Annotated in this window: 16 protein-coding genes and 1 tRNA gene; 4 read left to right on the top strand and 13 right to left on the bottom strand. The window is 32.5% G+C overall.

Features of this window, described 5'->3' with window-relative positions; all coding sequences use genetic code 11:
- The first annotated feature begins 71 nt into the window (after nt 1-71).
- Both SOY52_RS07290 and SOY52_RS07285 read left to right on the top strand, forming a co-directional pair.
- On the top strand, nt 72-1,739 hold the full coding sequence (locus SOY52_RS07290; RefSeq protein WP_320848302.1) for an ABC transporter permease subunit: 1,668 nt from the start codon (nt 72-74) through the stop codon (nt 1,737-1,739).
- An 84-nt stretch (nt 1,740-1,823) separates the two neighbouring features.
- Nucleotides 1,824-1,896: transfer RNA gene (locus tag SOY52_RS07285), tRNA-Pro, on the top strand.
- A 42-nt stretch (nt 1,897-1,938) separates the two neighbouring features.
- Here the strand turns inward: SOY52_RS07285 and SOY52_RS07280 are convergent.
- On the bottom strand, nt 1,939-2,838 hold the full coding sequence (locus tag SOY52_RS07280) for a hypothetical protein (RefSeq protein ID WP_320848301.1): 900 nt from the start codon (nt 2,836-2,838) through the stop codon (nt 1,939-1,941).
- Nucleotides 2,839-2,840: 2 nt separating this feature from the next.
- Nucleotides 2,841-3,143 carry a TIGR04076 family protein gene (locus SOY52_RS07275; protein ID WP_320848300.1) on the bottom strand — a complete coding sequence of 101 codons (303 nt, stop codon included), beginning with the start codon at nt 3,141-3,143 and terminating at the stop codon, nt 2,841-2,843.
- An 82-nt stretch (nt 3,144-3,225) separates the two neighbouring features.
- Between SOY52_RS07275 and SOY52_RS07270 the strand changes: the two genes are divergently transcribed.
- On the top strand, nt 3,226-4,275 hold the full coding sequence (locus tag SOY52_RS07270) for a DUF2974 domain-containing protein (RefSeq protein WP_320848299.1): 1,050 nt from the start codon (nt 3,226-3,228) through the stop codon (nt 4,273-4,275).
- Here the strand turns inward: SOY52_RS07270 and SOY52_RS07265 are convergent, their stop codons facing one another.
- Nucleotides 4,276-4,878, bottom strand: coding sequence for a chromate transporter (locus SOY52_RS07265; RefSeq protein ID WP_320848298.1), 603 nt, complete (start codon nt 4,876-4,878; stop codon nt 4,276-4,278).
- Nucleotides 4,875-5,420, bottom strand: a complete 546-nt coding sequence (locus SOY52_RS07260; RefSeq protein ID WP_320848297.1) for a chromate transporter — start codon at nt 5,418-5,420, stop codon at nt 4,875-4,877. The genes SOY52_RS07265 and SOY52_RS07260 overlap by 4 nt, the downstream gene beginning before the upstream one ends.
- A gap of 407 nt (nt 5,421-5,827) precedes the next feature.
- On the opposite strand from SOY52_RS07260, the gene SOY52_RS07255 reads away from it, so the two are divergent.
- Nucleotides 5,828-6,103 carry a hypothetical protein gene (locus SOY52_RS07255; RefSeq protein WP_320848296.1) on the top strand — a complete coding sequence of 92 codons (276 nt, stop codon included), beginning with the start codon at nt 5,828-5,830 and terminating at the stop codon, nt 6,101-6,103.
- 59 nt (nt 6,104-6,162) lie between these two features.
- Here SOY52_RS07255 and SOY52_RS07250 read toward each other — a convergent pair whose 3' ends face one another.
- From SOY52_RS07250 to SOY52_RS07210, 9 genes are all read right to left on the bottom strand, one after another.
- Nucleotides 6,163-6,921 carry an N-acetyltransferase gene (locus SOY52_RS07250; protein WP_320848295.1) on the bottom strand — a complete coding sequence of 253 codons (759 nt, stop codon included), beginning with the start codon at nt 6,919-6,921 and terminating at the stop codon, nt 6,163-6,165.
- Nucleotides 6,896-7,642, bottom strand: a complete 747-nt coding sequence (locus SOY52_RS07245; RefSeq protein WP_320848294.1) for a DUF5131 family protein — start codon at nt 7,640-7,642, stop codon at nt 6,896-6,898. Before SOY52_RS07245 ends, SOY52_RS07250 begins: the two co-directional genes overlap by 26 nt.
- Nucleotides 7,642-8,256 (bottom strand): GyrI-like domain-containing protein, encoded by a 615-nt coding sequence (locus tag SOY52_RS07240; protein WP_320848293.1) that lies wholly within the window; start codon nt 8,254-8,256, stop codon nt 7,642-7,644. Before SOY52_RS07240 ends, SOY52_RS07245 begins: the two co-directional genes overlap by 1 nt.
- On the bottom strand, nt 8,246-8,599 hold the full coding sequence (locus SOY52_RS07235; protein ID WP_320848292.1) for a TIGR04076 family protein: 354 nt from the start codon (nt 8,597-8,599) through the stop codon (nt 8,246-8,248). The genes SOY52_RS07240 and SOY52_RS07235 overlap by 11 nt, the downstream gene beginning before the upstream one ends.
- On the bottom strand, nt 8,583-9,497 hold the full coding sequence (locus tag SOY52_RS07230; protein WP_320848291.1) for a YafY family protein: 915 nt from the start codon (nt 9,495-9,497) through the stop codon (nt 8,583-8,585). Before SOY52_RS07230 ends, SOY52_RS07235 begins: the two co-directional genes overlap by 17 nt.
- A gap of 39 nt (nt 9,498-9,536) precedes the next feature.
- On the bottom strand, nt 9,537-10,091 hold the full coding sequence (locus tag SOY52_RS07225) for an alpha/beta hydrolase (protein WP_320848290.1): 555 nt from the start codon (nt 10,089-10,091) through the stop codon (nt 9,537-9,539).
- Between the two features lie 64 nt (nt 10,092-10,155).
- Nucleotides 10,156-11,475, bottom strand: coding sequence for an MATE family efflux transporter (locus tag SOY52_RS07220; protein WP_320848289.1), 1,320 nt, complete (start codon nt 11,473-11,475; stop codon nt 10,156-10,158).
- Nucleotides 11,472-11,834 (bottom strand): hypothetical protein, encoded by a 363-nt coding sequence (locus SOY52_RS07215; protein WP_320848288.1) that lies wholly within the window; start codon nt 11,832-11,834, stop codon nt 11,472-11,474. The genes SOY52_RS07220 and SOY52_RS07215 overlap by 4 nt, the downstream gene beginning before the upstream one ends.
- The coding region (locus SOY52_RS07210) for a DUF6434 domain-containing protein (RefSeq protein ID WP_320848287.1) at nt 11,834-12,242 on the bottom strand (409 nt) is incomplete at its 5' end. The genes SOY52_RS07215 and SOY52_RS07210, both read right to left, overlap by 1 nt.

The raw sequence follows: 12,242 nt of genomic DNA, 5'->3' as shown, positions 1-12,242 counted from the left end.
TGTTAATACTAAGGAAACAAACCAAGAAGAGCTTTTAAGACTTTCAGCTAAATATCTATAAGGAGGAACAAATGGCAATTAATAATATACCTCTTTCTCTTGAAGAAGATGTAAAACTTCAAGGTTATAAGAGTAAACTTGCGGCACTACGCCAAGATGGTGTTACCAAGCTCGCTGACACAAAACAGTTAATTTATACAACAAAGAAAAGTAAGATGCTTTCGCAAGAGGCAAAGGATAAGCTCCTTAGCCAATATGCAAAAGATGTAGAAGCAGCAAAAGCTGATGCAGCTAAGCATAAGGCAGAAATTGATAGTCTTACAAAAGAAGCAGTAGCTTATGTAAATGATCTTTCAAAGAAAATTGAAGATAGAGTTAAAGAAGAGGAAAATGCAAACATTGCAGCTTATAAAGCTGAGTATGACAAACAGTGTGCTGCTGTTAAAACTCGCTTAGAGGAAAGAATTAGTAAAGTTACTATTTCAGATCCAAAAGAAAGAAAAGCTGAAATTGATACAATTAAATATGAAGCAAAGTCAGCTCTCTTCGATGCAAAGAGCCAATATACAACTAAAGTAGACCGCTCTAAAGCAGCTAAGAACCAAGCTTATGTTGACCACGTTCAAACAAACAGAAGTTTAAGAAATGGTAAAACTAACTTTGCAGAAAATATGAAGCTTAAGTTTACTGATTATGTAAATAAGTTCAAGCTTTCTAAATTCTTATTAGATAATGGTCTTTACCTTGCTATCATCGTATTCTTCATTATCTGTATTGTATTAGCGCCAGCAACAGGAAAAGGTAACCTACTTTCATTACCTAACATCTTCACAATTCTCGAACAAAGCTCAACAAGAATGTTCTATGCTCTTGGTGTAGCAGGCTTAATCCTCCTTGCAGGAACTGACCTTTCTGTAGGTAGAATGGTAGCACTTGGTTCTGTAACAACAGGTCTCATCCTTCACCCAGGTGTTAACATTGTTAAGTTCTTCGGTATGGGTCCATGGGATTTCACTGCACTTCCAATGTTTGTTAGAGTTGTAATGTCACTTTTTGTTTCTATACTTCTCTGTGTTGCATTCTCATCCTTTGCAGGTGTATTCACAGCTAAGTTAAAGATTCACCCTTTTATTTCAACCCTTTCAACACAGCTTATTATATACGGTCTCTTGTTCTTCGGAACAACAGGTACACCTGTAGGTTCTATTGATGCTGGAATTAAAGATGCAATTGGTGGTAGATGGATTTTAGGTGTAAGTGGTGGACAACTTATTACATTCCCAAAACTCATCATTCCAGCTGTAATTGCTATTATCGTTGCATGGTTTATTTGGAATAAAACCACATTCGGTAAAAACATGTATGCAGTAGGTGGTAACGCTGAAGCTGCAGCTGTATCAGGTATTTCAGTATTTAAAGTAACATTATGTGTATTTATCATGGCTGGTGTTTTCTATGGATGTGGATCATTCTTAGAAGCATTCAGAGCTAACGCATCTGCTGGTACAGGTCAGGGCTTCGAGCTTGATGCTATCGCAGCTTGTGTAGTAGGTGGTATTTCATTTAATGGTGGTATTGGTAAGATTGGTGGTGCAGTACTTGGTGTAATCATCTTCACAAGCTTAACATACTGTCTTACATTCTTAGGTATCGATACTAACCTTCAGTTCGTATTCAAGGGTATCATCATTATCGCAGCAGTTGCTCTCGATAGTGTTAAATACCTCAAGAAAAAATGATTCAAAAATAAACATTTTAAGGGCACAGCTAACAACTGTGCCCCTTTTCATTTATTATCAAATAGAATATGATTTTTGACAAATCGGGCAGTAGTTCACCTGGTAGAATGCATGGTTCGGGACCATGTGGTAGCTGGTTCGAGTCCAGTCTGCCCGATATATGAAAACGGAATCTGAAATAATCAGGTTCCGTTTTATTTCAATTACTAACACCGAAATAGAATTTTAAATTTCTTATAGCTTGATCACATTTCCAATAGTTTTTTACTACAGCCCACTCTTCGGGGTAAGAATCCCATTCCCAATTTATTGTCCAAGTACCATCGTTTTTCATAGTATTCCTAATAAAATTACATTCACTTTTACACTCATTGATAAATGGTTTATAAAAATCACTTTCTTTTGAAGAAATATAAAGTGAAGGTCTTGCAACATATTCTTTATCCCAATTTGTGGTATCTACAGATAAAAGAGCTGAAAGCTGTTTTATGAGTAGTGAATAATACTCATCCATATCAACTAGATTAACATCAGCTTGTTTTAAATATTCATATAGTTCCACGAAACAAACAACAGTGTGCATTGACTCAATAGGACAATTATTTTTGAAATATAAATATGCTTCTTTTGCTACTCTTTTAGCAATATTATATATCTCACTATCTTTTTCACCATACAAAAGGATAAAACCTGCTAGTGATGCCGTTGGATTATAAGATTTTACGTTTGGATTATAATTCCACCAAGGAGCATGAGGATAGTCATTATTTGTTGCAATAGTATTTGCCCAGAAGCTACCATCAAAGTCTTTTTTTGATGAAAGATAATCTAATATTCCACAAATCATATTATGTTCTTTATTTAGCCCTCCTATTTCATTAATTATTTGGGTTGCAACTAATGTTTGCATAGGAGAAGAATTAGGGTTTAAACAATCTAGTTCTAAACCATGGCCAAAGCCACCATCTTCATTTTGATAATATGATAAACAATTTAACACATCATCTATGGTGCCAAATCCAAATAGAAATTTAAATCTTGCAACATCAAGAGGCCTTGCATTTCTATATATAAATTCTTTTGTGCTTATAAATTTCATAATTATTCCTCAACTTCTAAAAGAAAACTAACAGGTCGAAATCCATCATTACAAGAAATCATTGCACTATGAGGGTTTTTCATCCAATTATCATAAATACTATTTGAACCAGAAGAGAGTGCAAAAACAAAAGGGTATAAATCATGCCATGCGCTTTGGCAAAACCCCTCTGGCAAATTTGCATTTTGAGATATGTATATTTCCCCTTCATTTACACAGCATGGATTATTAACAGTGTTTTCATATTTTTCTATCAAATCTTTATACTCTGTCTTTCTAATTACAGTTATCTTAACATCCTTCATAGCTTATAAATTTTAATAGCTATCAATCTCAATTTAAACAATAAACTACTCAAGTTGATATAAAAAATATTATATTACTGATATGGATAATCTTGTTAATTACACTTCTTCATGTTTTGAAACCTTTGAAAAGAAAGCTCTTAATGAACTTGATGCCTTAGTATTTAGCTACTTTTCTTATTTTGATTTCCCTTCATTTTTCGATAAAATTAAAACAGCTAAAGGCTTAAAAATAAAAGATCTTAACTATCTTGAGTATTATGATACTTTCTTTAATGGAACATTTAATCCTAAACAAGCTAGAGAAATGTTTATGACACTCGTAGCATCTCCAAGATACAGAGATATTAGAGTAAGAAATAAAGTTCAAAAACTAGATCAAGAAAGTGAAAAGCAATTCTATGCCATTACCTTTGATATAGATAAAGATACAATATTTATTGCCTTTAGAGGAACAGATGCCTCTTTCACAGGATGGAAGGAAGACTTTAACATGGCATTTAAGTATCCAATTCCATCACAAACTGAAGCGTTAAAATACTTAAGTAAAATTGGCTCAAAAGCAAATAAAATAATAATTGGAGGGCACTCAAAAGGAGGAAACCTTGCTATATATTCCGCATTCAATGCTAGTGAGGAAATCCAAGATAAGATTATTTCTGTCTATTCCTTTGATGGACCAGGGTTCCCCCTTGAGGCCTTAGATAGTGAAGGCTATAGAAGAATATCAGAAAAGATTGTTAAAATTGTTCCACAATCCTCTGTTATAGGATTACTTCTAAAAAATCCAGAGAATATTAGAATAATTAGAAGTTCTAGTGTTTCTCTCTTGCAGCATGATCCATTTACTTGGCAAGTTTATGAAGATGGTTTAGTTGAAGCAAAAAAGCTATCAAGAGATGCAATTAAAAGAAATTTAAAGATTAATAAGGTTCTTACAAACCTCTCTGATAAGGATAGACAGCTTTTTGTAGAAGCTCTATTTGAAATGATAGAAAGAACAGGAGCAACAGATTTTGATGACTTTTTAAAGAATTTATTAAAAACCCTTCCTTCAACAATAGCTTCGTATATTATGCTAGATGATGAAAAGAAGGGTCCAATTATTAAAGCCTTAAAGGCATTAAAGTAGTTAGAATGAGAAAACTATACCTACAACAGCGGAAATACCAATAAAAATAATTGGGTGAAGATTCTTTGTCTTTTTAACTTTATTTGTAAAAATCCAAAGTACAACTGCAAGGATTAATCCCTTCCAATTTACAGCCTCAATGCACAATCCTGCATTCTTAATAAGTGTAAGATTAAGAAGGTTTGTTACTGCTACACTTAGTCCTGCAGCAGCAATTAAACCTGCAGAGGTAGGCCTTAAACCATAAAAAGCATTATTAACATACTTGTTATCTCTAAAACTCTGTAAGAACTTTGCAACTATTAATATGACAATAATAGATGGTGCTACTAGACCTAAAGAAGCAATTAAGGAACCAAGAATAGCAGTTACTATTCCCCCCTGTCCCATTCCGGTTACATAACCAACATAAGTTGCCATATTTACACCAATAGGTCCTGGTGTTGATTCACTTACGGCAATCATGTTCATTAAATCCATCTGAGTAAACCAGTTTGTTCTTTCAGCTATATCATATAAAAATGGGATAGTAGCCATACCACCACCAACAGCAAAAAGACCTACTTTAAAAAATTCATAAAAGAGCTGAAGTAATACCATCATTTAGCATTCCTCCCTTTGATACTCTGAATTATTATTCCTGCTAAAGCCGCAGTAACAACAAATACAATAGGATTAATTGCTGTAAAATAAGCAAGTATAGTAACTATAATAAAAATTACTAAAGTTGGTTTATCAACAATAGCTTTCTTAAAAAGCTTCATAACCGCATTTAAAATTAATACGCAAACACAAATTCTAATTCCAGCAAAAGCCTTTTGAACAAATACAAGGTGTGAGAATGTCTCAATAACACCTGCTAAAAGCGAAATAATGACAAAACAAGGAAAAACAATACCAAGTGTTGCAATGACGCCACCTAAATTACCTGCAGTCTTTTGACCAACAAAGGTAGCAGTATTAACTGCAATAATACCTGGAGTACACTGTCCAATTGCAAAGTAATCCATAATCTCTTCATCACTTGCCCATTTTTTCTTTTGTACTACTTCTTTTTGAAGTATTGGAAGCATTGCATAACCTCCACCAAAGGTCATTACTCCCATCTTTGCAAACGTTAGAAATAAATCTAAATAGATATTCATAATAAAAAAGAATCCTTTTATGCTCACAATCTAAGGATTTTTACTCATTTTTGCTAGTACAAATAAAAAAAGTTAAAATTTTTATTATAAAAACAACTTCGTACATTTTTGTACTTTGTTCAATGTTGTGGTTAATGTCAGAAGTTTACTTATGACATTCATAAAATCCCCATTTTAACGCATAAAACAACGAAAAACTTCGTACACTTCTAACATTTAGCGTACAAACATTTCTATATATAAGAAAATAAGTTTGTCATAGGTACGAACCATGTACAATGTTATATGTAATGTAACAAGTTCTGATGTCACATGTTAATTCCTTTTATTATATAAAATTAACTTATTTCATATTGACTTCGTACACGAATATGTTGTATGTTCAAAGTGTAACAAGGAAAGAGGAAATGAAAAAAGTTTTGTGCATAGTTTTATTAGTTCTTACAGCGATGACAGCCATCTCTGCAAAGACACAGTCATGCACACTTACTCTCAGAGCAGTTGTTGAAGAGAAGACAACATTCTCTTTCTCAGAAGATGGTTCATTTGACATCATGTCAAACTCAGCTACTTCAGATTTTGATTTCTGTGTTTTTGATGATTTCGGTTCAGTTGTTGAAGTTGAAAATGGTCACCTCAACGCTACAAGCGGAAACATGACACTATTTGTAACAGCTAAATAAGTTTTGAAAGTATATAAACAGGTTGGACCGAGCTTGCACCTCGGTCCATTTTTTATCTATTAGCAATTGATTACCAATTTATTAATTATTTCTTCAGTCTTCTTCTCACTCAAGATTTCATGAGTTACTAACTTTTTATTGTAAAAGAGTGAGAAGTTTGTCCAAGCACATGGGGAAGCTTTTGCATCTTCTACACTCTCTAGTTTTATAACCTTGATAGAAATATTATGCTTATTAAAGACATCTACAATTAAAGGAACATATTTTTCTGTGAAAGGACAACCATTGGAATAGTATAAAATAAAACCATCATCTAATACTGGTGCCTTAACACTATCTAAGAAGAATGGCTTTTCGACATTATTAGAAAAAGGTAAATAAATTAAAGTAAAATATGGTTCAGCACTATCACATTCAATAAATCCATAGTGAGCTAAAAATGAAGAATCTGCTAAAAAAGGTAATTTCTTTTTTGAACTTATTACTGTAAGACCTTTCATCCCTTTAGCTTTTGAATCATTTATGCAATGCTCCAACAGTGCTTTTCCATGTCCGTTATTTTTAAATACTCCAGAAACCCATAAGCAATTAATATGCATAAAATCAGGTGCATGGACCCCATAAAAAGATTTTTCTGCTGGAATGTACTCGATAAAGCACTTTCCTCTTTGGTCCAATTTATAAAAGACAAGACCATCCTCAAATCGTTCTCTAAGCCAGTTCTTCTTACTTTTTACAGAAATATCTTTATTAGAGGAGATCGAACAACAAATATGTTCTTTATCTAAATTTTCAGAAGTAATTTGTATATATTGCATTTTTATCCCTTATTTTAATATCTATATTAGCTTTTCTAGCTTGGCTCATTAGTAAATTTGTTTTAATTGTGTAAGATTGTCCATCTTTTACAAAATGAGTACCAAGTTGTCTAAAGGTGAAATTAACATTAGCATTTAGGCATTGTTCTCTAATTGATAACACCCAAGAATAATCTAATATACGTGCTTCCTTATCAGATTCACCGCCGACAACAACCTCCTCAATATTATCTAAATAATTAGATATGTCTATTTTCTCAATTAATGGTTGAGCAGTAATTACTCTATGCTTTATCGGCAATGAAGTAAAAATAGATAACCTTTTATCTGCACTATCTTGGTCCTCAATTGTGCAGCAAATAGTTACGTTTTCATAACCATTATTCCAATCAGGAGGTAAACAATCCTTTAGTCTGCTTATTCGCTTAGTTAAGAATAAAAAGTGACAATCACTCCTTTCCTTTATCATGCGCCAAGCATCTTCTCTCCACGCATCAGCTTCTTCTATCAAGAAGTCAGTAGAAAAGCATAGATAAACAAGACCAGCTTTCATCTTGTATGATCCATTTTTATTCTTAGCAATTGGATAATCAAATTGCTTAGTCTTAATAATATTAGAAGTGTTAATACCTCGTTTTGCATCACCTTTATGAATATAACAATGAAGACAACCAGTACTACACTTTTTACACCCTCTCCAGGGACTCCACATACTTGCCATTAACTTTTCCTTATTGGAATACGAATAATAGTTTTCCAGTTCTCGACTTTGCATCTTCTTGGATCAGAAAGATAAATCTCATGGTGTAATCTATTATCGGTATAATCAAATACATATCCATTTTGTGATAGATAGTCTTCCATCATATTTATTGTAGAGGATTCACTGTCAAAGGACCCAATATGCATGCATTGAACACATAAGCCTTCTTCAACTTTAACCAATTTAACATTAGAAAAATCTAAGTTCTTTTTCTTTTCACAAATGGTTAAATAGTAGTTAAACTCTTCTTGAGTAATTTCAATTGGAAGTCGAATTACAGAATACCAACAAAAAGATTCCTTATTACTATTATCGACACCAACAACTCCTTCTTGATACCAAAAGCCTTCAAGAGGAGGTACTACATAGTCAAAAACCTGTTTCTTATCCATTTTTATTGTAAATGCAACAATGTATAATTTTTCTAAAGCCTTTTTATACTCTCCTTCCTCTTCATTTGGATTCCCTTTTCCTTTTACAACTATATACCACATAGGTGGAACATTGATTATAGACGGCTCTTTCTTTGGGTTATACAGTTCTTTTTCGCTCTTTTTACCATCAATTTTCATGAACAATCTCTCCTGTATAAAAATTAGGGTTATTTAATGGTTTTGCTGAAAGATGAAAAATCACACAGCCATCAGGACATACAATATCTTTCTCAAAAACATCACTTCCCCCGATATTTTTTAAGCTACCACCACTTCTAATTGCTTCCATTATTGGGTAAACAATCATCATTAATTTAGGGCAAATTCCAAAACCTTCTTCATTTACAGGAGAACCATAAGTTGAGTGATAAACATCCCCTATTTCTTCTCCATTCCTACATAATCCTTCAGTTTTATCACCTCTAAGATATCCTTTAACAGTTAATTCAAATTCATACTCTTCATTAAACCATTTTTTCATATATGCCTCTTATCTCATCACAAAATGTGCAAATCTTTTCTCTTAAATATTTAGGCTCTAATACTTCTGCCTTATCCTTAAATGTTAATAAAAAGGTTAGAAAATAATCTTCATCTGCATATCTTCCCTTAAAAAGGATCCTGCCATCAGGAAGATGTGATAAATTCTCTTTTCCAAAATTCTCATAAAGGCGCCATTTAACACTGCTATCAAAGGCAACACTTACTTCTTGTCCTTGGTCAAAGATGTTTTGAGATGAAAGAGATGGCAATGAAGGATTTCTATTAATATAGGTTTCATCTAAGGTAGAAATATTTTCTATTCTATTAAGCTTAAATAGTCTCATAGCAGAACGCTCAATTGAATACGCCCAAACATACCAATTAGACCAGTGAAATACCAAATAGTATGGTTCTACCTTTCGTATCTCATCACTTGTAGGACTTATGTATCTAAATGATACGAGTTTTCTTTTACTGATTGCATTCTTGAAAGTATTAATCTTTTCGGTTACATCATCATGAAACCAAGAAGAGAGATCAATTAGCATATACTCACTACCAGTGATAATATTTGAAGAGCCCGCACTAAGTTTCTCCATTAAATAGCGGTTACTATTACTCTTACTAACACTATCTAGACTTCTTAATCCAGATAGTATTGCTGCCATTTCATTGCTACTTAATAGTGTTTTATCAAGCTTAAAGCTATCTAAAATTGAAATACCACCACCAAGCCCTTGCTTTGAAACGATAGGAATTCCAGAGAGATTTAAATCATCTATATCTCTTTGTATCGTCCTAGTACTTACCTCTAGTTTTTTAGCAAGCTCAGATATTGTAATAATATCCTTTTGAAGAAGTACTGTAAGAATTGCTAATTGTCTTTCACTTTTCATGGCACTATTATATAGCACCAAACATGACAACTGTATGTCTTATTTATATTTACTAATCCAATTTGCAAGAAAATCCATTTCCTCAGGAGTGTGAAAGTAATGCTCTCCATTTTTCAAAATATCTAATGTTGCATTATTTTCCTTTGCAAAAGAAGAAATTGTTTTTAAGGAAGTAAGGTTATCAAACTCTCCATAAGCTATATGAGCTATGCTATTAATATGAGGGATATTATTGCAGGCAAAAGTATAGTAATCCCAAGATAAATCGGCTATTACTTTCTTCTCTTCAAGCTCCTTTAAACTAATATTTCTTTCTCTCATCATGCCTTCAATTAACCTTTTCATATCGACAACAGGAGAAATAAGGAATGCTTTACGAAACGAAAAATTACATAGCATTGCAAAATAAGCTCCAATACTGTTTGCAATTAAGACAATGTCCTTATTTTCTTCAAAGAAGACCTTTGTTTCTTCTTTAAAATCCCAAGGAGTGTTACTTTTATAATCAAGTCCTATTACATCTTCACTAAAAATTTCTCTATAAAATTCAGCTTCGCTAGCACTTCCACCAGCCCCATGTATGTATACAACCATAATAAAGTAGTAGCATAATCAAATGCGGTAGGAAAAGATTTAAGAAATAAAATAATATTTTTTCCTATGCTTTTTTCAAACAACATAAATATAATAATAAGCCAATAGTATCAGCAAAAAACCATCCTATAACAATTGAGGCCCAAATACCAACTACTCCAATAAATGCAGATAAAATATAAGCAAGTACTACTCTTGTCCCTAATGAAATTATTGTTAATAATAAACTTATTCCTGGTTTAGCTAAGGCTCTAAATAAACCATAAAGCAAGAAAAGATACCCTATTCCTATATAGAATGAACCTTCTATTCTTAAGTATCTAACACCCTCATTAACAATGGTACTATCTGAGATAAATAATCTCATTAACCAATTAGAACCAAGATTTAAAATAAAAGCCATTAGCAAGCAATAAATAGTTGAAATAGAAAATGCAACCTTTATTCCCTTTTTGATTCGCTCCTTTTCTCTTGCTCCATTATTTTGTGCAATAAATATTGAGAACGCATTTCCAAATTCTTGGGAAGGCATATAAGCAAAAGCATCAATTTTAACTGCAGCAGCATATGCAGCCATTATTATTGGTCCAAAACTATTTATAAGGCCTTGAACCATTAAGATACCTAGGTTCATTACCGATTGTTGCAAACAAGTTAAAAACGAAAAACTTGATAAAGTCTTTAACACTTCCTTCTTAACTCGTTTTATCTTGATGGTACCTCTCAATAATCTAGAGTGCTTATATGAGTAAAGTGCAATTCCAATTCCTGCTACATATTGTGATAGCACTGTCGCAGTAGCAGCACCAACAACTCTAGTATTAAGGAAAACTATAAATACAATATCCAAAAGGATATTTAAGATAGCGGAAAGAGCTAAAAACATTAGAGGAGTTCTTGCTTCACCTAAAGCTCTTAAAAATGAAGAAAAGAAATTATAAAGAAAGATTGCAGGAATCCCTAAATAAATAACTAATAGATAACTTCTCATTATTGGCCAAATACTATTAGGGACACTTAAGAAGGTATCAAGATAATCAATTGTTAAGTAGGTAATTAAAGTAATTAGTGCTGTAATAATAGCTATTAGGAAAAACGCTGCAGCTACAGCATCCTTTATTCCCTCCTCATCTCTTTGCCCAAATCTAATTGAAAAAAGTGTTCCACTTCCCATTGCAAGGCCCAAAATTACTGAAACAAGAAATGTCATTAATGTAAATGATGAGCCAACTGCAGCTAGGGCATCAGAACCAATTGCTCTACCAACTATTAGGGTGTCAGCTACATTGTAACATTGCTGCAGAAGATTTCCCAAAATCATGGGTAATGAAAATAAGAGTAAAGAAGAAGTTACATTACCATGGGTCAAATCTCTTTGCATCATTTCTCACTAAACTCCAGCATAAAGGTCCCTTTATAATTTTCTGCAGTAATAATAGCTTCATACTCACCACTCTCCTTTAAGTTTACTACGAAATATTCAGGGCAATCAGAACCAATATATGGGATATATGAAGGATTATCTAAAGAAGAGACCTTTAAGCCGAAAGTTCCACTTTCTTTTAATAAGGATACTTTTATCTCCCCCTCTTTACCATCACAAATTTCGAAGTATCTTCTTTCAACACCATTATAGAGTGTTACACCATCAACAATATTAACAGTCATACTTTCTTTTTCTTTACTTGTACAACTAACAAAACAAAGTAATATGATAAAAATATAAACACTCTTTTTAAACATTATTTCTCCAACACTTCAAGATCTGATTCTTCAAAAATAGGATGCAAGGCTTTTGCTTTCTTATAGTTCCAACACCTTATTGCATCATTAAGATTATATCCTTTACAAGTGGAAAAGAAAGCTTTAACGTAAGCATTATATTCAAACTGAGGGTCTATTTCCTGTTTTTCCTTTATAACATCCTTATATGCATTAACAGCTTCGAGATAAGTTTTACCAGCATTAGCCTTAAGCCACTTTTGGAAAGGTACTTTAAAAGAAAAGCTCTTTCCTAATTTACTCACAAAGTATTCTCTATGTTTTTGAGAGCAAATAATATTTTCTTCAATTATTGTTTCATCTTTAATTTCAGAAGGAGTATTATTCTTTATTCTAGACTTAACAACTACATTATTACCTGTTGTTAAT

The sequence above is a fragment of the Bullifex sp. genome (assembly GCF_034103065.1).
Lineage (GTDB): Bacteria > Spirochaetota > Spirochaetia > Sphaerochaetales > Sphaerochaetaceae > Bullifex.
Note: the sequence above shows the minus strand (reverse complement) of the source record. Positions and strands in the feature narration are given on the sequence as shown.